The sequence below is a fragment of the Streptomyces sp. NPDC048462 genome, assembly GCF_043200175.1.
Taxonomy (GTDB): domain Bacteria; phylum Actinomycetota; class Actinomycetes; order Streptomycetales; family Streptomycetaceae; genus Streptomyces.
In genome coordinates, this window is sequence record NZ_JBICXG010000009.1 from 137,853 (window position 1) to 158,930 (window position 21,078).

The following is a 21,078-nucleotide window of genomic DNA, read 5'->3' on the forward strand; positions in this document are numbered from 1 at the left end:
TGCGTTACCGTGACGAAACGGACCCATGGTGGGCCGTCACATGTACGTGAAGAACCAGGGAGAAGGCCATGGCCAGCAAGGCTGAGAAGATCGTCGCCGGGCTCGGCGGAATCGACAACATCGAAGAGGTCGAAGGCTGCATCACCCGCCTCCGCACCGAGGTCATCGACGCGAGCAAGGTCGACGAAGCCGCGCTCAAGGCCGCCGGCGCCCACGGCGTCGTCAAGATGGGCACCGCGATCCAGGTCGTCATCGGCACCGACGCGGACCCCATCGCCGCCGACATCGAAGACATGATGTGACCCACCGCTGAACCCGTACGGGCCCCGGGCCCGACACCCGCAGGCCCCGTCCCACCAGGACGGGGCCTGCGGTGCACCCGGCGCCGGCCTCCGCGCCGCGCACAACCCGATCAGCGCACCCGCACCGACAGGATCGCCACGTCGTCCGTGGCCTCGCTCTCACCCAGACACGCCTCCACCAGATACGCGCACAGGTCACCCACGTCCGAGGGCGCCGCCAACGCCGCCGCACGCAACCGCTCCAGTCCCACCCCCAACTCCTCCCCGCGCCGCTCCACCAAGCCGTCCGTGTACAGCACCAGCAACGCTCCCGCCGGCAGCTCGAACTCGTCCGCCTCCGCGTCCCACTCGTCGACCACACCCAACGGCACGCCCTGCCCCGCACGCAGGAACCGCGCCCCCGAATGGTCGACCAGCAACGGCGGACAATGTCCGGCCGACGCCACCACCGCCCTGCGCTCCTGCGGATCCCACCGTCAGGTACAGCACCGTCGCCAGATCCGTCAGGGCCATGTCCTGGCTCAACGCGTTCAGATCCGTCAGCACCGCCACCGGATCCTCGCCCTCCACCAGCGCGTAACTGCGCAACGCCGTACGCAACTGCCCCATCGCCGTCGCCGCCCGCAGCCCCTTGCCCATGACGTCGCCCAACGCGAGACCCGCCTTGCCGCCGGGCAACACCACCACGTCGTACCAGTCGCCCCCGGCCTGCATCCCCCGCGCCCCCGGCAGACTGCACGCGGCGATCTGCACCCCGGCGATCTCCGGCAGCTCCTGCGCCAGCATCGACTGCTGGAGCGTCCCCGCGATCCGGCGCTCACGCTCGTACAGCATGTTGTTCTCGACCATCTGCCCGGCGAACCGGCAGTACGTCCCCACCAGCTGCCGCTGCCGCACCGTCGGCCGTCCGGGCCTGCGCCACGCCCACGCCAGCACGCCCAGCCGCCTGCCCGACGTCGTGCTCAACGCCAACGCGTAGGCACTGCGAAAACCCGCCGCCCGCGCCATCGCCCGGACGCTCGCGGAGCACGACGGGTCCGTCTCCACGTCCTCCACGATCAGCGCACCCCCCGCATCCTCGGCCTCGTCCACCAGGAACTTCCCCGGCTGCAACGCCGCGATCGCCTCACGCACCACCCGCACATCCGCCGGCCGCCCGCACAGCGCACGCGTCTCCATCGAGGTGCCGTCCTCACTCCGCAACCGCGCCACCCCCATCTCCGCCTGCAACAGCCGCGCCCCCTCACCCAGCACCTGGTGCAGCAGGCCGTCCACGGTGTCGTGATCCGTCAGCCGCTCGGTCAGGCTGTGCACCCAGGTCGCGTCCTCCAACTGCTCGGCGAGCCGGCGGTTCACCTCGTCCAGCTCACCGGCCGAGCGCCGCTGCTGCGAGACGTCATGCACGTGCGCGACCGCCAGCGGCTGCTCGCCCGGACCGCGGACGAGGGGACTCGCGCTGATGTCCAGCCACAGCGCCGGGCGGCCCTCCGGCTGATACCGCATCTCCGCCCGCGACGGACGCCGCAGCCCCAGCGCGATGCCCAGCGGCGTCTCGGAGAACCGCATCGGCTCACCGTTGCGGTCATGGAACGACGTCGCGGCCCGCGCCAGCCCGCCCGGCTCCATCGGCACCGCAGTGCCGAACAGCTCCGCCAGCCGCTCGTTCGCGTACACCGCCGTCGCATCCAGCTCGGCGGACGCGACGAGAACGCCGTGCGGCGCACCCTCCAGTACCTGGGCGAACGGCAGCCCGTCCATCCCGGTGACGTGCGGTGCGGCCTGTGGCCGGATCGTCTCGCTCATGGGGACAGACATTCAAACCTTCCTGCATTGAAGACCATTTACCTCTAAATATTAAGCAAAATCGCATTTGCACAGTAAATGTCGAAAGTCCCTGGACGGCAGGCCAAAGGCCCTGTCATCCGGCCGCTAGGCTTCCGCCATGTCTCGTATCGACGGCCGCACCCCCGACCAGCTCCGCCCCGTCACCATCGAACGCGGATGGAGCAAGCACGCCGAAGGATCCGTACTCGTCTCCTTCGGCGACACCAAAGTCTTCTGCACCGCCTCCGTCACCGAAGGCGTCCCGCGCTGGCGCAAGGGCAGCGGCGAAGGATGGGTCACCGCCGAGTACTCCATGCTTCCCCGCTCCACCAACACCCGCGGCGACCGTGAGTCCGTACGCGGCAAGATCGGTGGCCGCACCCACGAGATCAGCCGCCTCATCGGCCGCTCGCTGCGCGCGGTCATCGACTACAAGGCCCTCGGCGAGAACACCATCGTCCTGGACTGCGACGTCCTCCAGGCCGACGGCGGCACCCGCACCGCCGCCATCACCGGCGCCTACGTCGCCCTCGCCGACGCCATCACCTGGGCCCAGGGCAAGAAGATCATCAAGCACGGCCGCAAGCCGCTGACCGGCACCGTCTCCGCCATCAGCGTCGGCATCGTCGACGGCACCCCCCTCCTCGACCTCTGCTACGAGGAGGACGTCCGCGCCGAGACCGACATGAACGTCGTCTGCACCGGCGACGGCCGCTTCGTCGAGGTCCAGGGAACCGCCGAGGCCGAACCCTTCGACCGCGCCGAACTGAACGCCCTCCTCGACCTCGCCACCGCCGGCTGCGTCGACCTCACCGCGTTCCAGAACGACGCACTCACCCGCACCCTCGGCGCCTGACGAGCTCGTGCACGGTTAGCCACCAGCTCAGGTAAAGAAGCAACCAAGTCCCCACGCACAGCGTCGATACGAGTACGGGCGCACGGGTCGAACCGTGCGCCCGTCCGCGTATCCGCACCCGGGGAGGGACCACACCATGGCCGCGCGCCACCGACGCCACCGCACCGCACTGGCCGTCACCGCCGTACTGCTCACCGCCACCGCGGCAGCCGGCTGCGGCGCCCTCGACAAGGCGATGGACTGCGTACAGACCGCCGACGCCATCGCCACCAGCGTGAACAGCCTCCAGCAGGCCGTCACCAACGCCTCGAACGACCCGAGCCAGGCCTCCGAAGCCCTCGACGACATCGAGAAGGAACTCGGCAACCTCGGGGACAAGACCGACAACGCCGACCTCAGCAAGGCCGTCGACGACCTCCGGAACGGCGTCGGAAACGTCCGCGACTCCATCGACAAGGGCGACGAGACCCCCGACATCACCCCGGTCACCGACGCGGCCAAGGAGATCGGCAAGGTCTGCACCCCGTAATCGGCGTATGCCCGAGGCGGCGATAATCGACCCATGACCCGCCTCATCCTCGCCACCCGCAACGCCGGGAAGATCACCGAACTCCACGCGATCCTCGCCGCCGCAGGCCTCACCCACGAACTCGTCGGCGCGGACGCGTACCCCGAGATTCCCGACGTCAAGGAGACCGGCGTCACCTTCGCGGAGAACGCCCTCCTCAAGGCCCACGCCCTCGCGCAGGCCACCGGCCACCCGGCCGTCGCCGACGACTCCGGCCTCTGCGTCGACGTCCTCGGCGGCGCCCCCGGCATCTTCTCCGCCCGCTGGGCCGGCACCCACGGCGACGACCGGGCCAACCTCGACCTGCTCCTCGCCCAGCTCTCCGACATCGACGCCCCGCACCGCGCCGCCCACTTCGCCTGCGCCGCCGCCCTCGCGCTCCCCGACGGCACGGAACGCGTGGTCGAGGGCCGCCTGCCCGGCACCCTGCGCCACACCCCGTCCGGCACCCACGGCTTCGGCTACGACCCGATCCTCCAGCCGGAGGGCGAGACCCGCACCTGCGCGGAGCTGACCCCGGCGGAGAAGAACGCGATCAGCCACCGGGGCCTGGCGTTCCGCGCACTGGTACCGGTGGTGCGGGAGCTGGTGGGGTGAGTCTTAGACACGTGAACGGCCTGCGCTCCGACTCCCGGGGCGCAGGCCGTTTCGCTCAGTGCGGCGGAAGGGATTCGAACCCTCAAGCCGTTTCACGGGCCACAGATCCTAAATCTGCTGTGTCACCTCTGCACCACCGCCGCCGGACGCCTGACATGCTACCGGGCGCCGACAGGCGAGTTCTATGCCTGCACCTTCCGGCGCGCTCTCCCGCGGCACCACGTGTCGGTGATGGCATGGCAGTTCGGACAGAGGAGCCGAAGGTTCTCGGCGCGGTCATCGCTCCAGTCGCCGTTGATGTGATCGACCTCCAGGGTGATGGGCTTGCCATGCCATACGGCCTCCGTCCCACATCCTGTGCAGCACTCAGGTGCGCCGACCTCGATAAGGGCTCGCCGCAGGACCATGGTCTTCGTCCGACGCTCGGTGTCGTGCTTCACCAGCACTTCGTCCGGGTGCTTCGCGGGAGTCGGGCCCGGCATACCGCGCTGGTGTGCTTGCCCAAGGAAATGCGAGAGTGACAGCCCTTCCTCGGCGATCCACCGGCGCACCAGATGCCGCTCATGCATGTTGTCCCGGCGTGAGAGCTTGCGCAGTAGCTCTGCCAGGGAGCGTGAGTCCATCACGGCCTGGTGGAGTGCCCCGGCCGACGGCCGTGTTCTGGCGGTGTCGGAGCTTTTTTGGCGGAAGTGAGAGATGTCGATGCCGAAGTGAGCGAACCGGCGGATCAGATACCGGTCGAGTTGGCTGTACGGGCGTGTCCCGAAGAACGCTATGACTTCGCCGATGTCAGCGCACCGGTCCGCAGCTTGGATGAGTCGCTCCCGGGTGTACCGCTGCCTGTCGCTCATCGGCTGTCCGCTCCGTAGCGCGTGCGCCCCTTGGAGCGCCCGCGATACGTGTCGGTCGCCGAGTGGCAGTTGGGGCACAGAAGCCGCAAATTCTCCAGGCGGTTGTCCCGCCACCTGCCGTTGATGTGGTCAACCTCCAGTGGGAGAGGCCGGCCGCACCACACCGGATCGATCCCGCAGATTGCGCACTGCTCCGCGACGCCGAGCGTTGTCATCGCGGCTCTGAGGCGGGCGCCGGGTGTGCGGTGAGCGTGGGGTGAATCGTCGTGGACCAGCAGTTCCTGAGGCGTCCGGCGATGCTGCTTGATACCAGCTCGTGAGGGCCGGGTGAAATGAGACGTTTCCAGGCCGTACGCCCGGATGCGGCGGCTGATATTTGTGTGGTTTCCGCCGACCACCTCAAGGCCGAGACGGCGAAGCACCTCATTCACACTCTTCGAAGCGACGACGACGGGCTCAAGGCTCTCCCTCGTCCAGCGAGCGCCCTCGCGTTCGAAATGCCCGGTGTCCACGCCCAACTTCCGCAGGCGTTCTCTCAGGTAGGCCCTGGTCGGACTCTTGGGGTCCACCCCGAGCTTGGTCAGGGCCTCGGACAACGTCCGTGATGATGAGACGGCGTCCGAGAGTCGCTCTAGTGGGTACGAGCTCACTCGCATGATTCCTCCGCATCCGGCCACGCGTTCGTGGCCTCGTACGGATCAACGAACCGATTATCGGGGAGTCACGTCCGATATCCGACAAGATGCGGAACGGCCCGTACCGCTTCGAAGTGAAGCCGTACGGGCCGCGCAGCGTGGGGCAGGGGTCAGAACTTCGGATCCGGTGTCTGGGAGTGCACCAGTTCCTCCGCCTCCGCGCTCGTCTCCACCGAGGGCGGCGAGCCGTCCAGGGGCTTGTTGGCCGTTTCCTTCATGCAGGCCACGGCGATGACGCCGACCACGGCCGCGCCCATCGCGTAGTACGCCGGCATCAGGTTGGTGCCCGAGACGCTGATCAGGGCCGTGATGACGAACGGCGTCGTACCGCCGAAGATCGACGCCGACAGGTTGTAGCCCACCGACAGGGAGCCGTAGCGGACCTGGGTGGGGAACAGGGCCGGGAGGGCGGCGGACATGGTCCCGAGCATGCAGACCAGGGAGAGGCCCAGCATCAGCATGCCGAGGGAGACGGCCGGAATGCTGCCCTGCCGGATGAGCAGGAAGGCGGGCAGGGAGAAGATCAGGAAGCCCAGCATGCCCGTCATCAGGAGCGGCTTGCGGCCGAAGTGGTCGGAGAGCTTGCCGACCTGGCTGATGATCAGCATCAGGAAGACCATGACGCCGAGCAGGATGAGCAGTCCGTGGGTCTCGCTGTAGCCGAGCTCGTCGGAGAGGTACGTCGGCATGTACGACAGCAGCATGTAGTCGGTGATGTTGTACGCGCCGACCAGGCAGATGCAGAGGATCAGCGTCGGCCAGTAGTCGCGGAAGATCTTGGCGAGGTCGCCCTTCGCGGTCACCTCGACGCCGTCCGCGGCCTCGGTGGCGTGTGCGGTGCCGCCCTCCAGTTTCTGGAAGGCCGGGGTCTCGTCCAGGCGCAGTCGCAGGTAGAGGCCGACGAGGCCGAGCGGACCGGCGACGAGGAACGGGATGCGCCAGCCCCAGGACTCCATCTGGGTGTCGTTGAGGAGCGCGTACAGCAGCGTGACCAGACCCGAGGCCCCGACGTAGCCGGCGAGCGTGCCGAATTCGAGGAAGCTGCCGAAGTAGCCGCGTCGCTTGTCGGGGGCGTACTCGGCGATGAAGGTGGACGCGCCGCCGTACTCACCGCCGGTCGAGAAGCCCTGGAGCATCCGGAAGAAGATGAGCAGGACGGGCGACCAGAGGCCGATGGAGCCGTGCGAGGGGATGAGGCCGATCGCGAAGGTGCCGATCGCCATCATGATCATGGTGAGGGCGAGGATCTTCTTGCGGCCGACCTTGTCGCCCATCGGGCCGAAGAACATGCCACCGAGAGGGCGCACGAGGAAGGCGACGGCGAAGGTCGCGAAGGAGGAGAGGAGCTGGGTGGTGTCGCTCCCTCCCGGGAAGAAGACGTGACCCAGGGTCGCGGCCATGTAGGAGTAGATGCCGAAGTCGAACCACTCCATGGCGTTGCCGAGCGAGGCCGCCTTCACGGCACGCTTGACCGCCTGGTCGTCCGTGACCGTGATGTCCGTCCGCCGCAGCTTGGGATTCTGCCGTTTGCGGATGGCGCGGAAGAGGGCGGGATGGCGTTTGACCGCTTCGGGGTCGGCCGCCTGATGGGGGTCGGAGGCCGCCATGGCCGGGTCCTTTCCTCGGTGGGTGTTCCAGGGAAGGCTTCTGCGCGGTCATGGCGGTCGCAAACCGAATCGGCGAGAGATTGGGATGTCCATCACACTTTTTCGGCCATTCGGCCCAATCCCCGGCCGCCGGCTGCCGGTGTCAGATCCCCAGGTCCCTGATGATCTTCGCGACGTGGCCGGTGGCCTTGACGTTGTAGAAGGCATGCTCGATCTTGCCCTCTTCGTCGACGACCACCGTGGAGCGGATGACGCCCGTCACCGTTTTGCCGTAGAGCTTCTTCTCGCCGAAGGCGCCGTAGGCCTCCAGGGTCTCCTTGGACGGGTCGCCGACGAGGGTGACCTTGAGGTTCTCCTTCTCGCGGAACTTGGCGAGCTTCTCGGGCTTGTCCGGGGAGACACCGATGACGTCGTATCCGGCGCCGGCCAGCAGGTCGAGGTTGTCGGTGAAGTCGCAGGCCTGCTTGGTGCAGCCGGGGGTAAGAGCCGCCGGGTAGAAGTAGACGATGACTTTGCGGCCCTTGTGGTCTGCGAGCGCGATGTCGTTGCCGTCGGCGTCCGGGAGGGTGAAGGCGGGGGCGGTGTCGCCGGTCTTGAGTCGCTCGCTCATGGTTCTCCTCGTTGGTACGTGGGGTGTACGGGACCGAGAGTAATAGGGGTGCCGCCGGGTGCGGGGGCGGCCGAGCTGACAGACTGTCGATGAAGGTTTACCGGACGAGGACCACGGAGGCGGCGCAGTGTCGGATGCCAGGAGCCCTGCGCAGATCGAGGCGGACATCATCACCAGGCGTGAGCAGCTCGCGGTGGTGCTCGATGAGATCGGGGTGCGGGTGCACCCGAAGACGATCATGGGTGACGCGAAGGCGAAGGCCGCCGAGGCCGTGGACCGGACGGCCGGGCGGGCGTTCGTCGCGGTGAACCGGACGGTGTCGGACGTGAAGGCCCAGTTCGTGACGGTGGACGGCAGGCCGCGGCTGGAGCGGGTTGTTCCGGCGGCGCTGCTCGCGGTGGGTGTGGTGGGTCTGCTCACGGTGTCCGCGGGGCGGCGCAGGAAGTAGCGGGGGCGGGGCGCGGACCCGGCGTGGGGAGCGGCCGGGGTGCCCCCTCGGGCGTGTGGTGGCGGGTCGGCCAGGTAGGTTGCGGGGCGTGAGCGAGAACGCGGACGACAAGCTGCCCATCCGGATGCTGCACGACCGTGTGCTGGTCCGGTCCGATTCGCCCGAGGGCGAGCGCCGTTCCGGCGGGGGCATCCTGATTCCGGCGACGGCCGCGGTCGGCCGCCGTCTGGCGTGGGCCGTGGTGGTGGCGGTCGGCCAGAACGTGCGGACGGTGGAGCCGGGGGACCGGGTGCTGTACGACCCCGAGGACCGGGCCGAGGTCGAGGTGCGGGGGGTGGCGTACGTGCTGATGCGGGAGCGCGATCTGCACGCGGTGGCGGCGGACCGGTTCGAGGGCTCGGTGGATTCGACCGGCCTGTATCTGTAGCCCCGATTGTGGTGTGCAAGGCCTGGTGACCGGTGTCACCAGGCCTTTTGCCTGTTCTTTGCTACGGTGGTGGGACCCCGACGAGACGCGCCGTACCGGGCTTCGCAAAGACGACGCATCCGTGTTGTTCGCGTGTTCGTCTCGTCGGAGGTTCTGTCATGGCGTGGGTTCTGCTGGTGATCGCCGGTCTGCTGGAAGTGGCCTGGTCGATCGGGATGAAGTACACCGAGGGGTTCACCCGGCTGTGGCCGAGTGTGTTCACGGGTCTCGGGATCGTGGCGAGCATGGTGTTGCTGTCCCATGCGGCGCGGACGCTGCCCATCGGTACGGCGTACGGCGTGTGGGTGGGCATCGGCGCTGCCGGTGCGGCGGTGCTGGGCATGGTGGTGCTGCATGAGCCGGTGACGGCCGCCCGGATCTTCTTCGTGTGTCTGCTGCTGGTGGCCGTCGTGGGGCTGAAGGCGACTTCGGGTCACTGACGGGTAGCGCCCGGTCTGTGGAGAGGGCCGGGCGGGACTTCGCGGGTACCGCCTACAGGCGGCCGGGGGCGCGGGTGCCGCGGGCGCCTTCCAGGAGGCCGCCGGCGGTGCCCGTGCCGTTACCCGTTCCGCCGTTGTCCCCGCCGCCGCTGTCGCCGCCCCCGGTGTCCGTGCCCCCGTCCGTGCCCCCGTCGGTCCCGCCGTCCGTGCCGCCTGCGGTGTCGGTGCCTCCGGCATCGGTGCCGCCGGTGGGTGTGCCGGTGGTGGCAGGCGGGCTCTGCGGGGTGGACGGGGTGGTGGGCGGGGGGTTCGAGGTGGTGCCGGAGGGGGTTCGGGACGGCTGACGGGTGTTGCCGGGTGAACTGCTCTGCGTGCTGGGCAGTTCGGTTTCGTCGGCGCCGCTCTCCAGGTCGAGCGTGAAGTCCTGGACGGGGGCGCCGCGCAGCGCGGCGCCGGTGTACTGGGCCCAGGTCTCGGCCGGTGCGCCGCCGCCGTTGATGCGGGGCAGCCCGAGCGCGCCGTAGAGCGGCTTCTGTACGCCGGTGGTGGGGTCCTGGCCCATGACGGCGATGACGGTGGCCAGTTCGGGTGTGTAGCCGGCGAACCAGGCGGCCTTGTCCTCCTCGGCGGTGCCGGTCTTGCCGGCGGCGGGACGGCCGGCGCCCTGGGCGGCGGTTCCGGTGCCGCCGTCGACGACGCTCCGCAGGATCGAGGTGGTGGTGTCGGCCGCCTGGCGGCTGACGGCCTGTTCGGTGCTCCGGTCCGGGAGTCTGACGGCCACGCCGTCCTTGGTGACCTTGTCGACGAGGACGTGGGCGCCGTGTCTGCCGTGGCCGGCGAGGGTTGCGTAGGCGTCGGTCATGTCCAGGACGCTGGCGGTCGAGGGGCCGAGCGCGATCGACGGGGACGCCGTGAGGTCGGGGGTGTCCTTGGGGATGCCGAGGTCGACGGCGGTCTGGCGGACCTTGCCGGGGCCGACGTCCTGGGCCATCTGGGCGTAGACGGCGTTGACGGACTTGTCGGTGGCGGTGCTGACGGTGATGGGCCCGTAGCTCTTGTCGTCCTCGTTGGCGGGGGCGTAGCCGGTGGGTCCGTCGGGGCCCTGGACCATGCGCTTGTTGGTGCCGTCGTAGATGGTGGTGGGGGTGATGCGCCGGCCGTCCTGGGTGGTTGAGTCGTTGGCGACGGCTGAGGTGAAGACGAACGGCTTGAAGGTGGAGCCGACCTGGTAGTCGGTGCGGGTCGCGTTGTTGACGTACTGCCTGGTGTAGTCGATGCCGCCGTACATGGCGACGACGCGGCCGGTCGCGGGGTCGATGGAGGCGCCGCCGACGCGGACGTTGCGGTCGGCCTTGCGGTCTTTGCTCGTCTTGGACATGACGTTGTCGTCGACGGCTTCGACGAGGGCGTCCTGCTTCTTCTTCTCCAGCGTGGTGGTGATCCGGTAGCCGCGGGTGGCGAGGGTCTTCTCGTCGAGGACGTCGTTGCGGACGAGGTAGTCCTCGACGGCCTGGATGATGTAGCCGCGCTGTCCGGAGAGGCTGTTGGCGGGCTTGACCCGGCCGGGCGGGGGGAAGGTCATGGCGGCGCGTTCGGCGGCGCCGAGCCAGTCCTCCTTGACCATGCCGTCGAGTACGTAGTTCCAGCGGGCGACGGCGGCGGCCTTGTTCTCGGGGTGGGTGATGACGTCGTACGCGCTGGGCGCGTTGAGCAGGGAGGCGAGGTAGGCGCCCTCGGCGGTGGTGACGTCGCCGATGTCCTTGCTGTAGTAGGCCTGGGCGGCGGCCTGGATGCCGTAGGCGTTGCGGCCGAAGTAGCTGGTGTTGAGGTAGCCCTCGAAGATCTGGTTCTTGGATTCCTCGCGGTTGAGCTTGATCGCGATGAAGAACTCCTTGATCTTGCGGCCGACGGTCTGTTCCTGGCCCAGGTAGTAGTTCTTGACGTACTGCTGGGTGATGGTCGAGCCGCCCTGTTTGCCCTTGCCGGTCAGGGTGTTCCAGCCGGCCCGGAACATCGCCTTGATGTCGACCGCGCGTTCGGAGTAGAAGTCGCGGTCCTCGGCGGCGAGGACGGCGTGCTGGACGGGGCGGGGGACCTGGGCGAGCTTGACGTTCTCCCGGTTGACCTCGCCGTCGCGGGCGATGACGCTGCCGTCCTTGTAGAGGTAGACGTTGGACTGGGCGGTGGCGCTGGCGTTGGCGGAGGGGATGTCGACGAGCTGGTACCCGGCGATGAAGCCGCCGATCAGGACCAGGGCGATGAGGAGGATGCCGCCGAGCACCATCCGCCAGGTGGGCAGTGCGCGGCGCCAGCCCGTGCGTCTGGGGCGTTTGGGCTTCTTCTGCTTGGCGCCGGTCGCCGCGGTCCCGCCGGTCGCCGCGGTTCCGCCGGGCTCCCCGCTCTCTCCCGTCTCCCCGGTCCGGTCGCTTCCGGTCCGGCCGGGCTCGTCTCCGGGGGCGGCAGCGTCGGCAGGCAGGTCTCTGGGGCGCCAGCCCCTGGGGTCGGGGTCCCCGTTCTGCTGCTGTGGCTCGTCGCTCATGTCGGTGCAGACTCCTCGGCCGCGGTCAGTTCCCCCATAGTGCCCTTTTCTCCGGTATAACCACCGGATCTGCCCCGAAAAGCGGTCGCGGCGGCTGCCCCGGCTGGACTAGGCTCGTGCGCTTTGGTGCCGCTCGCGGGCGGCGTTCGTTACCGGGGGGTGGGGTGCGGTGCGGCTCTATGCGGTGGTGGCGGCGGGTGGGTTCCGGCGCTATGCCACGTATCGGATCGCGACGGTCGCGGGGATCTTCACCAACACCGTCTTCGGATTCATCATGGCGTACACCTACGTGGCGCTGTGGGACGAGCGGCCGCAGCTCGGCGGCTACGACATGCCGCAGGCGCTCACGTACGTGTGGCTGGGCCAGGCGCTGCTGATGACGTGCGCGATGATGGGCGGCGGTTTCGAGGAAGAGCTGGTGGAGCGGATCCGTACCGGGGATGTCGCGGTCGATCTCTACCGGCCGATCGATCTTCAACTGTGGTGGCTGGCAGGCGATCTGGGGCGTGCCTCGTTCCATCTGCTGGGGCGCGGCATCGTGCCGATGCTGCTGGGGTCGATGGCCTTCGATCTGGCGCTGCCCACCTCGCCGGGGATCTGGCCGGCGTTCCTGGTCTCGGTGGGACTGGGGGTCGTGGTGAGCTTCTCGATCCGCTATCTGGTGGCGCTGTCCGCGTTCTGGCTGCTGGACGGGGCGGGGGTGGCGCAGATCGCGTCCCTGGCGGGGATGTTCTTCTCCGGGCTGCTGCTGCCGCTGAACCTGTTCCCCGGGCTGCTGGGCGAGGTGGCGCGGGCGTTGCCGTGGTCGGCGCTGCTCCAGGTGCCCGCGGATGTCTTCCTGGGCAAGCGCACGGGGTGGGGTCTGGTGCAGGCGTACGGGTTCCAGGCCGGCTGGGCGCTCGCGTTGTTGCTGGCGGGGCGGCTGTTGCAGTCGGCGGCGACACGGAGGGTGGTGGTCCAGGGTGGCTGAGGCGCTGGAGGCGGTCGTGGCGGAGGCGCCCGCCGCGGTGTTCGAGTCCCGGTCGCGGGTGGTCGAGGGGGTCAGGGCGTACGGGCTGATCGCCGCGATGTGGCTGCGCTCGACGATGGCGTACCGGGCGTCGTTCGTGATGACGGCGTTCGGCAACTTCGCGGCGACGGCGTTCGACTTCGTCGCGATCATGCTGATGTTCTCGCACGTGGACGTGCTGGGCGGTTACACGCTGCCGGAGATCGCCCTGCTGTACGGGGCAGCGGGTACGGCGTTCGGACTGGCGGACCTGGTGATGGGGTCGATGGACCGGCTGGGCCGGCGGGTCCGGGACGGGACGCTGGACACGCTGCTGGTGCGACCGGTTCCGGTGATCGCGCAGGTGGCGGCGGACCGCTTCGCGCTGCGCAGGCTGGGGCGGATCACACAGGGGGCGCTGGTGCTGGGCTACGCGCTGGTGACCCTGGACATCGACTGGACCGTTGCGAGGGTGCTGATGGTGCCCCTGATGCTGCTGAGCGGGGCGGCGATCTTCGGGGCGGTGTTCGTGGCCGGGGCGGCGTTCCAGTTCTTCGCGCAGGACGCCTCGGAGGTGCAGAACTCCTTCACGTACGGGGGCAACACGCTGCTCCAGTACCCGCCGACGGTCTTCGCGCAGGATCTGGTGCGCGGGGTCACGTTCGTCGTGCCGCTGGCGTTCGTGAACTGGCTGCCGGCCCTGTATGTGCTGGGCCGGGACTATCCGCTGGACCTGCCGGACTGGGTGGCGTTCCTGCCGCCGGTGGTGGCGGCGCTGTGCTGGGCGGTCGCGGGCCTGGCCTGGCGCGCGGGTCTGCGGGCGTACCGGAGTACGGGAAGTTGACGGACATCGAGCGGGGCGGGGCATCGGACATGGGTACGGACACCGGCATCGACAGTGACACGGGCATCGACAGTGACACCGGCATCGGCAGTGACACCGGCGAGAGCTTCATCGAACTGGACGGTCTGGAGAAGGTCTTCGACGTCCGCCGCCGCACGGGCTTCCTGCGCAGCGAACGCCGCGAGGTGCGGGCCGTCGACGGCATCAGCTTCCGGGTGGCGCGCGGTGAGATGGTCGGCTACATCGGCCCCAACGGGGCGGGGAAGTCGACGACGATCAAGATGCTGACGGGCATCCTCACCCCGAGCGGCGGCTCGCTGCGGGTGGCGGGCATCGACCCCTCCCGTGAGCGTACGAGGCTGGCGCACCGGATCGGGGTGGTCTTCGGGCAGCGCACCACGCTCTGGTGGGACCTGCCGCTGCGCGACTCGTACCGGCTGGTCCACCGGATGTACCGGGTGCCCGACGCCCGCTTCCGGGCCAACCTGGAGCGCTGCGTCGAACTCCTCGACCTGGAGGAGCTGTTGGACGTCCCGGTGCGGCAGCTCTCGCTGGGGCAGCGGATGCGCGGCGACATCGCGGCGGCCCTGCTGCACGATCCGGAGGTGCTGTACCTCGACGAGCCGACGATCGGTCTCGACGTGGTGTCGAAGGCCAAGGTGCGTGGATTCCTGCGGGACCTGAACGCGGAGCGCGGTACGACGGTGCTGCTCACCACTCACGATCTGACGGACATCGAGCAGTTGTGCAGGCGGGTGATGGTGATCGACCACGGCCGTCTGATGTACGACGGGGCGTTGTCCGGGCTGCACGAGGTGGGGGAGAGCGAGCGGACGCTGGTGGTCGATCTGGAGCGCGAACTCCCGCCGATCCGGCTGGAGTCGGAGCCCACAGTGCGCACGGTGAAGGTGGAGGGGCCGCGGCAGTGGCTGGCGTTCCCGGCGTCCGCGTCGGCGGCGCCCCTGGTGGCGCGGATCGCCGCGGAGTACCCGATGGTGGATCTCTCGGTGCGGGAGCCCGACATCGAGGCCGTGATCGCGAAGATGTACGCGTCGACCAAGCAGCCGGCCAAGCAGTCGACCACTGGGCCGGATGCGGGGCCGGCCGCGTAGACCGGCCGCCGGTTCGGCCGCGGGGGCCGGATGCGGGCAGGTGGTCCGGTGACGGAAGTCCGGGCTTTCAATAGGCTGCGCCCTATGACTAGCGAACTTCCGGACATGCGTGCCTCCGACGCCGAGCGTGAACGTATCGCCGAGACTCTGCGCGAGGCGGTGGCCGAGGGCCGGCTGGAGATGGAGGAGTTCGAGCAGCGCCTCGAAGCCACCTACAAGGCCCGCACGCACGGGGAGTTGGAGCCGATCGTCCGCGACCTCCCGGCCGTCGGCGCGGCGGTGGCGCCGGTGGCGCCCGCGGGGCAGGTCCTGACCGGTTCGATGGCGCGCTGGCCGGACCGGGTGGGCAAGCCCGCGACGTCGGGCGGTGCCTTCGCGTTCTGGGGCGGGTTCCGCCGCCGGGGCAACTGGACCGTCGGCCGGAAGTTCACCGCCTTCGCGATGTGGGGCGGCGGTGAGATCGATCTGCGCGAGGCGAACTTCGAGGACCGTGAGGTGGTCATCCGTTGCTTCGCGATCATGGGCGGTATGCAGGTGACGGTTCCGTCGGACCTGAACGTCGAGGTCCGGGGCATCGGAGTCATGGGCGGCTTCGGGGAGAGCACGAAGGACGAGGGCGTCCCGGCCCCGGACTCCCCCCGGGTGCGGGTCACCGGCTTCGCGCTGATGGGCGGCGTGGGCGTGGAGCGCAAGCGGAGCAGGGCGGAGAAGCAGCGGCTGCGGGACGCGGAGCGCTCACGCGGCCGGCTGGAGAAGGGCGACGGGGGGACGGGGGCGGTCGGCCGGTAGCCCCCGCCTCGCCGCCCTCTCCCCCTGTCGCCGCCCCGCCGCCCCGGCGTTCCTCAGAGCGCGTCGGACGACGGCCGGACGCGTACCAGGTCGGCCGGGTTCACCAGGGAGCCCAGACGCTGGTAGCCCGCGTCGTTCAGGTGGAGGTGGTCACCGCAGTCGTAGGCGGGGTTCAGCCGGTACGGGTGGCCCGGGTCGCGCATCTCGCGGTCGAAGTCCAGGAACTGGTCGAAGACCCCGCCGGCCCGGATCGTCTCGTTGACCCGGTTGCGCACGGCGTCCTGCGCGGGGGTCCAGCTGCGGTAGCCGTCGTACGGCATCAGGGTCGCGCCGACGACCCGCATCCCGTGCGCGTGGGCCTGCCGCGTCATGGTGCGCAGGGCGTCTGTGATCCGCTGCGGGTCGGTCTGCTGGGGGAAGCCCTGCACGTCGTTGATGCCGAGGGCGATGATGACGGTCTTCGCGCCGCTGACGTCCAGCACATCGCGCCGGAAGCGGTCGAGGGCGCGCGGCCCGATGCCGTCGTGCAGGATGCGGTTGCCGCCGATGCCCTGGTTCACCACCGCGTACCGGCCGTTCATCCGGTCGGCCAGGACGTCGGGCCAGCGGCTGTTCGCGTCGGTGGTGGACCCGGTGCCGGCGGTGAGCGAGTCACCGAGCGCGACGACGGTCCCGGCGGCTGTCGTGCTGCGCACGTCCACGGCGGTCAGGTAGCGCCAGACGGTGCTGCGCCAGGTGCCCTGCTCGGTCTCCACGTAGGAGCTCTGGTGGCTGTTGGGGTGCACGGTGATCGGGCCCCGGGCGGTCGGGGTGCGCAGGGTGACGACGAGGTCGGAGTCGGCGGCGACCGGGACGACGACGGGGTCGCTGACGATTTTCCCGCCCACGCCGATGGTGGTGGCCGGGGCCCCGCGGAACGTCACCGGGCGGGTGTTCACGGTGACGTCGTCGACCAGCAGCGGCCGCGTACCGAAGAGGTTGGAGAGGGTGATGCGGGCGGCGTTGCCGCCGACGCTGGTGTGCACGACGTTGCGGATGGTGCGGTGGGTCAGGTCCTGGTCGTGGTTCGGGTCGGTGGCTCCGAGGACGGGTGCGGCCGCCCAGGTGGCGAGCCAGAGTCCGGTGGAGTGCGCCGGAGCCGCCGGCGGCCGGGCCGTGCTCTGCGGTGCGGCGGACGCGGAGGCCTTCGCCCGGGGCCCGGAGAACAGCATCGAGCCGGCGAACGCCACGACGGCGGCGAGCGCGGCGGTGCCGGTCACGAGAGCTATGAGCAGGGCGTACCCCTGGCGCCTGGGCATGTGCGGTGTGTCTCCTTTGTTGGCGGGCCGGTTCCATGATGCGGCAGGGCGCGGGGAACTCAACGTGCGGCCCGGGAGTAGGTCGGGTAAGGACAATGCGTACGGGGCGTCGGGGGACGATGCGTACGCGGACGGGTGGAGCGGATGGAACGGATCGAAGACACCGGAACCGGCGAGCGGGACACCGGTACGGCGGCGGCCGAAGGCGCGGCTTCGGGCACGGGCGGCAGGAGCGCGGGGACCCGCCGCCCCGCCTCCCTGGCCTCGTTCGCGTACACGGCGGCGGACGAGGAGAAGCGTCGCGGCGTACGCCGTATGAAGACCACGGCCACGGGCCTCCTTCTGCTGGTCGCGCTCGTGTACGTCCTCGCCACCTGGGCGAAGAACGAGGGGGTGGGCGGCTGGCCGGGCTTCGTCGCCGCGGCCGCCGAGGCGGGCATGGTGGGTGCGCTGGCCGACTGGTTCGCCGTCACGGCACTCTTCAAGCGTCCGCTCGGCCTGCCGATTCCGCACACCGCCATCATTCCCACCAAGAAGGACCAGCTCGGGGCCTCTCTCGGTTCCTTCGTGGGCGAGAACTTTCTGTCGGGCGATGTCGTACGGGAGCGGATTCACTCCCTGGGCATCGGCGGCAAGGTCGGGGCGTGGCTCGCGGAACCCGAGCACGCGGACCGGGTCACGGCCGAGCTGGCGACCGCGCTGCGCGGTGCGCTGACCGTGCTGCGCGACTCGGATGTGCAGGCCGTGGTGGGTGAGGCGATCACCCGGCGGGCGAACGCGGCGGAGGTCGGCCCGAGCCTCGGCAAGATGCTGGAGACGGTCGTCGCCGACGGCGGCCACCGCAAGGTGGTGGACCTGGTGTGTGTCCGGGCTCACGACTGGCTGGTGATGCACGGCGACTCGGTGATGGACGCGGTGCAGGGCGGTGCGCCGGGCTGGACGCCCCGGTTCGTGGACAAGCGGGTGGGGGAGCGGGTCTACAAGGAACTGCTGCGCTTCCTCACGGAGATGCGCGACATGCCGGGGCACCCGGCGCGCGGCTCGATCGACACGTTCCTGACGGACTTCGCGGCCGACCTGCAGACCGACTCGGAGACCCGGGCCCGGGTGGAGCGGCTGAAGTCGGAGGTGCTGGGGCGCGGCGAGGTGCAGGACGTCATCGCGTCCGCCTGGTCCTCGGTCCGCACGATGGTCATCGCGGCGGCCGAGGACGAGCAGAGCGAACTGCGCCTGCGCGCCCGCGCCTCCCTGATGTCCCTGGGCGCCAGGCTGGCGACGGACGGCCGTCTCCAGGCGAAGCTGGAGGGCTGGCTGGAGGACGCGGCGGTGTACGTCGTGACGACGTACCGGACGGAGATCACGTCGCTGATCAGCGACACGGTGGCCGGCTGGGACGCGGAGCAGACCTCGAAGAAGATCGAGGCCCACATCGGCCGCGACCTGCAGTTCATCCGCATCAACGGCACGGTGGTGGGCGCGCTGGCCGGGCTGGCGATCTACACGGTGTCGCGAGCGCTGGGAGGCTGACCCGGGCGATCCGGCAATTCCAAGCCCGTCCGGCGATTGAGGACAACCGCCCCCCGGGGTGCACCCGCGCCTCGCCCGGTGCGGGCGCCCCCGGGCGCACCCGCACCCCGGGATCAGGCCGCGCGCCGCGTGACCGCCCAGGACGCGGCGGCCACCGTGCCCGCCACGGTGAAGACCGCGGGCCACGCCCCGATCCGCTTGGCGAGCGGGTGCGATCCCGCGAAGGCGGCGACGTAGGCGGTGGTCAGCCCGACGGCGGCCCGCGCCCCGGCCTGCCGGTTCCACTCGTACGCCGCCGCGGTGCCCGCGGCGGCGAGGGCGACCCCGCCCAGCGGACGCTTCCTGGTCCACCGCGCGACGGCGTACCCGCCGACCAGTCCGCCCGCCGCCACTGCCGTTGCCGGAATCCTCGCCATCGCGGCCACCTCCACCTTCGCGTCCGTCGTCCGGTACCGCTTCTCGGGCCCGGATACCGGAACCGAGGCTAACGCGGCTTTCGGGCGACCCGTCGCCGAGGGGGTGTACGTGCGTTTACCCTAGTACTCCGGGGGGTGAACGCACGTACACCCCCGCCTTGCCGCCGAGCACCGTACGGAGAGCCATGCCCGCGGACATACCCGTCCCAGCCGATGCCGCGCCCCCCGCAGTCCAGGCCCCGCACCCCCGCTTCGCCGTCGGCGTGCTGGCGTTCTGCGGTGTCGTGGTCGCGGTCATGCAGACGATCGTCGTCCCGCTGCTCCCGCACATCCCCGCGCTGACCGGCGCCACCCCCGCCGCGGCGAGCTGGCTGGTCACCGTCACGCTCCTCACCGGCGCGGTCTTCACCCCGGTCCTGGGCCGGGTCGGTGACATGTACGGCAAGCGGCGGGTGCTCGTCGCCTCGCTCGCGGTGCTGGTGGTGGGCTCGGTGCTCTGCGCGGTCAGTTCGCACATCGGGGTCCTGATCACCGGCCGCGCCCTCCAGGGTGCGGCGATCGCCGTCGTACCACTGGGCATCAGCATCCTGCGCGACGAGCTGCCGCCCGAGCGCGTCCTGTCCGCCGTCGCGCTGATGAGCTCCACGCTCGGGATCGGCGCCGCCGTCGGGCTGCCGGTCGCCGCCGTCGTCATCGAGAACTTCGAATGGCACACGATGTTCTGGGTCTCCGGCGTGATCGGACTCATCGACATCGCGCTGGTCCTGCGCTGTGTGCCGGAATCCCCGCTGCGCAGCCGGGGCCGCTTCGACGCCGTCGGCGCGCTCGGCCTGTCCGCCGCGCTGGTCTGCCTGCTGCTCGCGGTCACCCAGGGCGCCGACTGGGGCTGGGGTTCGGTCCGTACGGTGGGCCTGCTCGTGACGGCCGTCGTGGTGGCGCTGCTCTGGGGCGCGTACGAGCTCCGCGTCGCGACGCCCATGGTCGACCTGCGGGTCTCCGCCCGCCCGGCCGTGCTGCTCACCAACATCGCCGCCCTGCTGATCGGCTTCGCGTTCTACGCGAACTCGCTGGTCACCGCCCAGATGGTGCAGGAGCCGAAGGCCACCGGTTACGGGCTCGGCGCCTCCCTCGTCGTCAGCGGGCTGTGCCTGCTGCCCGGGGGTGTGGCGATGGTGGCGCTCTCGCCCGTCTCGGCCCGGATATCGGCCAGGCGCGGCCCGAAGGTCAGCCTCGCGCTGGCGGCCGGGATCATCGCCGTCGGCTACGGGGTGCGCTACTTCACCAGCCACAGCCTGTGGCTGATCGTCGCCGGGGCCACCGTCGTCGCCTCGGGCACGGCGATCGCCTACTCGGCCCTGCCCGCCCTGGTGATGCGCGGAGTCCCGGTCAGCGAGACCGGGGCGGCCAACGGGCTCAACACCCTCATGCGGTCGATCGGACAGGCCTTCTGCAGTGCGACGGTCGCCGCGGTCCTGGCCAACATCACGTTCCAGGCGGGAGGACGTACGGCTCCGACCCTGCACGCGTACCAGCTGGTCTTCGTGATCGCGGCGGGGGCGGCGCTCGCCGCCCTGGTCGTCACCCTGTTCCTGCCGGGCCACAAGCAGGCCGGGGCGGGTACGGTCAAGGAGAGCCGCAAGGCGCCGGACATCCGCGAAGGCGGTGTACGGCCAACACAGATCCAGGAGGGCGCATGACCGGCGGCCAGGCCACCGCACCGGCCACCGGGTCCGCGGACGCGGGCACCGGACGGGGTGCGATCCTGCGCGCGGCCCGGCGGGCGTTCACGCAGCGCCCGTACGCCGAGGTGACGATCCGCCAGATCGCCGCGGACGCCGGGGTGAGCCCGGCCCTGGTGGTCAAGCACTTCGGCCGCAAGGAGGAGCTGTTCAACACCGTGGCCGACTTCGGCCCGGCCGCCGCCGAACTGTTCGACGCCCCGCTCGCCCTGCTGGGCCGCCACATGGTCGTCACGCTGGTGGTCCGGCGCCGCGAGCTCAAGTCCGACCCGCTCCTGCGTGTGGTGTTCTCCCTCGGCAACCAGGACGAACGCTCACTGCTGCGCGACCGGTTCCACGAACAGGTCACCGACGCCCTGACCGCCCGGCTCTCCGGCCCGGACCGGTCCCTGCGCGCCGAGCTCCTGGCCGGACACCTGCTCGGCCTCGGCGCCACCCTCAGCCTGCACCGCGAGGGAGCCGGCGCCCTGGCCACCCCGGAACACATCGCCGACCTCTACGCCCCCGCGCTCCAGAAGCTGATCACGGGCTGGGCGGCCCGGGGCCCGAGGTAAGGTCTGGG

At 70.3% G+C, this 21,078-nt stretch carries 22 protein-coding genes, 1 tRNA gene, 1 pseudogene and 1 riboswitch; of the genes and pseudogenes, 14 read left to right on the forward strand and 10 right to left on the reverse strand.

Annotation, left to right across the window (positions count from 1 at the left end; genetic code table 11):
- The first annotated feature begins 68 nt into the window (after positions 1–68).
- Positions 69–302, forward strand: coding sequence for a glucose PTS transporter subunit EIIB (locus tag ACGFU6_RS17630; RefSeq protein WP_393611739.1), 234 nt, complete (start codon positions 69–71; stop codon positions 300–302).
- Positions 303–412: 110 nt separating this feature from the next.
- Here ACGFU6_RS17630 and ACGFU6_RS17635 read toward each other — a convergent pair whose 3' ends face one another.
- Both ACGFU6_RS17635 and ACGFU6_RS17640 read right to left on the reverse strand, forming a co-directional pair.
- On the reverse strand, positions 413–751 hold the full coding sequence (locus tag ACGFU6_RS17635) for a PP2C family protein-serine/threonine phosphatase (RefSeq protein WP_393611741.1): 339 nt from the start codon (positions 749–751) through the stop codon (positions 413–415).
- Between the two features lie 34 nt (positions 752–785).
- Positions 786–2,117 (reverse strand): annotated as a pseudogene (locus ACGFU6_RS17640) (SpoIIE family protein phosphatase); the annotation flags it as partial.
- Positions 2,118–2,244: 127 nt separating this feature from the next.
- On the opposite strand from ACGFU6_RS17640, the gene rph reads away from it, so the two are divergent.
- From rph to rdgB, 3 genes are all read left to right on the forward strand, one after another.
- Entirely contained in the window at positions 2,245–2,982 is a 738-nt protein-coding gene (gene rph / locus ACGFU6_RS17645; protein ID WP_393611742.1) for a ribonuclease PH, read from the forward strand.
- A 136-nt stretch (positions 2,983–3,118) separates the two neighbouring features.
- The gene (locus ACGFU6_RS17650; RefSeq protein WP_393611744.1) at positions 3,119–3,511 is read left to right on the forward strand and encodes a hypothetical protein; all 393 of its coding nucleotides are present in this window, start codon (positions 3,119–3,121) and stop codon (positions 3,509–3,511) included.
- 33 nt (positions 3,512–3,544) lie between these two features.
- A complete protein-coding gene (rdgB, locus tag ACGFU6_RS17655; RefSeq protein WP_393611745.1) occupies positions 3,545–4,147 on the forward strand; it encodes an RdgB/HAM1 family non-canonical purine NTP pyrophosphatase in 603 nt (200 codons plus the stop codon).
- Between the two features lie 59 nt (positions 4,148–4,206).
- Here rdgB and ACGFU6_RS17660 read toward each other — a convergent pair.
- The 5 genes from ACGFU6_RS17660 to bcp all read right to left on the reverse strand — a co-directional run bounded on the left by ACGFU6_RS17660 (position 4,207) and on the right by bcp (position 7,910).
- Positions 4,207–4,290 (reverse strand) — tRNA-Leu (locus ACGFU6_RS17660).
- A gap of 39 nt (positions 4,291–4,329) precedes the next feature.
- Positions 4,330–4,998 (reverse strand): HNH endonuclease, encoded by a 669-nt coding sequence (locus ACGFU6_RS17665; protein ID WP_393611746.1) that lies wholly within the window; start codon positions 4,996–4,998, stop codon positions 4,330–4,332.
- Entirely contained in the window at positions 4,995–5,654 is a 660-nt protein-coding gene (locus ACGFU6_RS17670) for an HNH endonuclease signature motif containing protein (RefSeq protein ID WP_393611747.1), read from the reverse strand. The genes ACGFU6_RS17665 and ACGFU6_RS17670 overlap by 4 nt, the downstream gene beginning before the upstream one ends.
- Positions 5,655–5,803: 149 nt before the next feature.
- On the reverse strand, positions 5,804–7,300 hold the full coding sequence (proP, locus tag ACGFU6_RS17675) for a glycine betaine/L-proline transporter ProP (protein WP_393611748.1): 1,497 nt from the start codon (positions 7,298–7,300) through the stop codon (positions 5,804–5,806).
- Between the two features lie 142 nt (positions 7,301–7,442).
- A complete protein-coding gene (gene bcp / locus ACGFU6_RS17680) occupies positions 7,443–7,910 on the reverse strand; it encodes a thioredoxin-dependent thiol peroxidase (RefSeq protein ID WP_123525780.1) in 468 nt (155 codons plus the stop codon).
- A 127-nt stretch (positions 7,911–8,037) separates the two neighbouring features.
- On the opposite strand from bcp, the gene ACGFU6_RS17685 reads away from it, so the two are divergent.
- The 3 genes from ACGFU6_RS17685 (at position 8,038) to ACGFU6_RS17695 (ending at position 9,264) form a co-directional block, all read left to right on the forward strand.
- Entirely contained in the window at positions 8,038–8,358 is a 321-nt protein-coding gene (locus ACGFU6_RS17685; protein ID WP_393611750.1) for a DUF3618 domain-containing protein, read from the forward strand.
- Positions 8,359–8,446: 88 nt separating this feature from the next.
- A complete protein-coding gene (locus tag ACGFU6_RS17690) occupies positions 8,447–8,785 on the forward strand; it encodes a co-chaperone GroES (protein WP_024491022.1) in 339 nt (112 codons plus the stop codon).
- A 55-nt stretch (positions 8,786–8,840) separates the two neighbouring features.
- Positions 8,841–8,905: riboswitch (guanidine-III (ykkC-III) riboswitch) on the forward strand.
- 38 nt (positions 8,906–8,943) lie between these two features.
- Positions 8,944–9,264: a multidrug efflux SMR transporter gene (locus ACGFU6_RS17695; protein ID WP_024491021.1), complete on the forward strand. Its 321-nt coding sequence runs from the start codon at positions 8,944–8,946 to the stop codon at positions 9,262–9,264.
- 52 nt (positions 9,265–9,316) lie between these two features.
- Here ACGFU6_RS17695 and ACGFU6_RS17700 read toward each other — a convergent pair whose 3' ends face one another.
- Positions 9,317–11,803 carry a transglycosylase domain-containing protein gene (locus tag ACGFU6_RS17700; RefSeq protein ID WP_393611751.1) on the reverse strand — a complete coding sequence of 829 codons (2,487 nt, stop codon included), beginning with the start codon at positions 11,801–11,803 and terminating at the stop codon, positions 9,317–9,319.
- A 169-nt stretch (positions 11,804–11,972) separates the two neighbouring features.
- On the opposite strand from ACGFU6_RS17700, the gene ACGFU6_RS17705 reads away from it, so the two are divergent.
- The 4 genes from ACGFU6_RS17705 (at position 11,973) to ACGFU6_RS17720 (ending at position 15,536) form a co-directional block, all read left to right on the forward strand.
- Complete coding sequence (locus tag ACGFU6_RS17705; RefSeq protein WP_393611752.1) at positions 11,973–12,773, forward strand: ABC transporter permease; 801 nt, start codon at positions 11,973–11,975, stop codon at positions 12,771–12,773.
- Positions 12,766–13,635 carry an ABC transporter permease gene (locus tag ACGFU6_RS17710; protein WP_393611753.1) on the forward strand — a complete coding sequence of 290 codons (870 nt, stop codon included), beginning with the start codon at positions 12,766–12,768 and terminating at the stop codon, positions 13,633–13,635. The genes ACGFU6_RS17705 and ACGFU6_RS17710 overlap by 8 nt, the downstream gene beginning before the upstream one ends.
- Before the next feature lie 29 nt (positions 13,636–13,664).
- Complete coding sequence (locus tag ACGFU6_RS17715) at positions 13,665–14,747, forward strand: ATP-binding cassette domain-containing protein (protein WP_393611901.1); 1,083 nt, start codon at positions 13,665–13,667, stop codon at positions 14,745–14,747.
- An 84-nt stretch (positions 14,748–14,831) separates the two neighbouring features.
- The gene (locus tag ACGFU6_RS17720) at positions 14,832–15,536 is read left to right on the forward strand and encodes a DUF1707 domain-containing protein (RefSeq protein ID WP_393611754.1); all 705 of its coding nucleotides are present in this window, start codon (positions 14,832–14,834) and stop codon (positions 15,534–15,536) included.
- 53 nt (positions 15,537–15,589) lie between these two features.
- Here ACGFU6_RS17720 and ACGFU6_RS17725 read toward each other — a convergent pair whose 3' ends face one another.
- Positions 15,590–16,834, reverse strand: coding sequence for an SGNH/GDSL hydrolase family protein (locus ACGFU6_RS17725; RefSeq protein ID WP_393611755.1), 1,245 nt, complete (start codon positions 16,832–16,834; stop codon positions 15,590–15,592).
- A gap of 144 nt (positions 16,835–16,978) precedes the next feature.
- On the opposite strand from ACGFU6_RS17725, the gene ACGFU6_RS17730 reads away from it, so the two are divergent.
- On the forward strand, positions 16,979–18,361 hold the full coding sequence (locus ACGFU6_RS17730) for a DUF445 domain-containing protein (RefSeq protein ID WP_393611757.1): 1,383 nt from the start codon (positions 16,979–16,981) through the stop codon (positions 18,359–18,361).
- 113 nt (positions 18,362–18,474) lie between these two features.
- On the opposite strand, the gene ACGFU6_RS17735 is transcribed toward ACGFU6_RS17730, so the two are convergent.
- Positions 18,475–18,777: a hypothetical protein gene (locus ACGFU6_RS17735; protein ID WP_393611758.1), complete on the reverse strand. Its 303-nt coding sequence runs from the start codon at positions 18,775–18,777 to the stop codon at positions 18,475–18,477.
- 185 nt (positions 18,778–18,962) lie between these two features.
- On the opposite strand from ACGFU6_RS17735, the gene ACGFU6_RS17740 reads away from it, so the two are divergent.
- Both ACGFU6_RS17740 and ACGFU6_RS17745 read left to right on the forward strand, forming a co-directional pair.
- The gene (locus tag ACGFU6_RS17740; protein WP_393611759.1) at positions 18,963–20,474 is read left to right on the forward strand and encodes an MFS transporter; all 1,512 of its coding nucleotides are present in this window, start codon (positions 18,963–18,965) and stop codon (positions 20,472–20,474) included.
- Positions 20,471–21,070, forward strand: coding sequence for a TetR family transcriptional regulator (locus ACGFU6_RS17745; RefSeq protein ID WP_393611760.1), 600 nt, complete (start codon positions 20,471–20,473; stop codon positions 21,068–21,070). Before ACGFU6_RS17740 ends, ACGFU6_RS17745 begins: the two co-directional genes overlap by 4 nt.
- Positions 21,071–21,078: the final 8 nt, after the last annotated feature.

What these genes read in the sequence shown, in the direction of transcription:
- ACGFU6_RS17630 (WP_393611739.1), top strand. Translation starts at nt 69, where the DNA reads ATGGCCAGCAAGGCTGAGAAGATCGTCGCCGGGCTCGGCGGAATCGAC.
- rph (WP_393611742.1), top strand. Translation starts at nt 2,245, where the DNA reads ATGTCTCGTATCGACGGCCGCACCCCCGACCAGCTCCGCCCCGTCACC.
- ACGFU6_RS17650 (WP_393611744.1), top strand. Translation starts at nt 3,119, where the DNA reads ATGGCCGCGCGCCACCGACGCCACCGCACCGCACTGGCCGTCACCGCC.
- rdgB (WP_393611745.1), top strand. Translation starts at nt 3,545, where the DNA reads ATGACCCGCCTCATCCTCGCCACCCGCAACGCCGGGAAGATCACCGAA.
- ACGFU6_RS17665 (WP_393611746.1), bottom strand. Translation starts at nt 4,998, where the DNA reads ATGAGCGACAGGCAGCGGTACACCCGGGAGCGACTCATCCAAGCTGCG.
- ACGFU6_RS17670 (WP_393611747.1), bottom strand. Translation starts at nt 5,654, where the DNA reads ATGCGAGTGAGCTCGTACCCACTAGAGCGACTCTCGGACGCCGTCTCA.
- proP (WP_393611748.1), bottom strand. Translation starts at nt 7,300, where the DNA reads ATGGCGGCCTCCGACCCCCATCAGGCGGCCGACCCCGAAGCGGTCAAA.
- bcp (WP_123525780.1), bottom strand. Translation starts at nt 7,910, where the DNA reads ATGAGCGAGCGACTCAAGACCGGCGACACCGCCCCCGCCTTCACCCTC.
- ACGFU6_RS17695 (WP_024491021.1), top strand. Translation starts at nt 8,944, where the DNA reads ATGGCGTGGGTTCTGCTGGTGATCGCCGGTCTGCTGGAAGTGGCCTGG.
- ACGFU6_RS17700 (WP_393611751.1), bottom strand. Translation starts at nt 11,803, where the DNA reads ATGAGCGACGAGCCACAGCAGCAGAACGGGGACCCCGACCCCAGGGGC.
- ACGFU6_RS17715 (WP_393611901.1), top strand. Translation starts at nt 13,665, where the DNA reads ATGGGTACGGACACCGGCATCGACAGTGACACGGGCATCGACAGTGAC.
- ACGFU6_RS17720 (WP_393611754.1), top strand. Translation starts at nt 14,832, where the DNA reads ATGACTAGCGAACTTCCGGACATGCGTGCCTCCGACGCCGAGCGTGAA.
- ACGFU6_RS17725 (WP_393611755.1), bottom strand. Translation starts at nt 16,834, where the DNA reads ATGCCCAGGCGCCAGGGGTACGCCCTGCTCATAGCTCTCGTGACCGGC.
- ACGFU6_RS17730 (WP_393611757.1), top strand. Translation starts at nt 16,979, where the DNA reads ATGGAACGGATCGAAGACACCGGAACCGGCGAGCGGGACACCGGTACG.
- ACGFU6_RS17735 (WP_393611758.1), bottom strand. Translation starts at nt 18,777, where the DNA reads ATGGCGAGGATTCCGGCAACGGCAGTGGCGGCGGGCGGACTGGTCGGC.
- ACGFU6_RS17740 (WP_393611759.1), top strand. Translation starts at nt 18,963, where the DNA reads ATGCCCGCGGACATACCCGTCCCAGCCGATGCCGCGCCCCCCGCAGTC.
- ACGFU6_RS17745 (WP_393611760.1), top strand. Translation starts at nt 20,471, where the DNA reads ATGACCGGCGGCCAGGCCACCGCACCGGCCACCGGGTCCGCGGACGCG.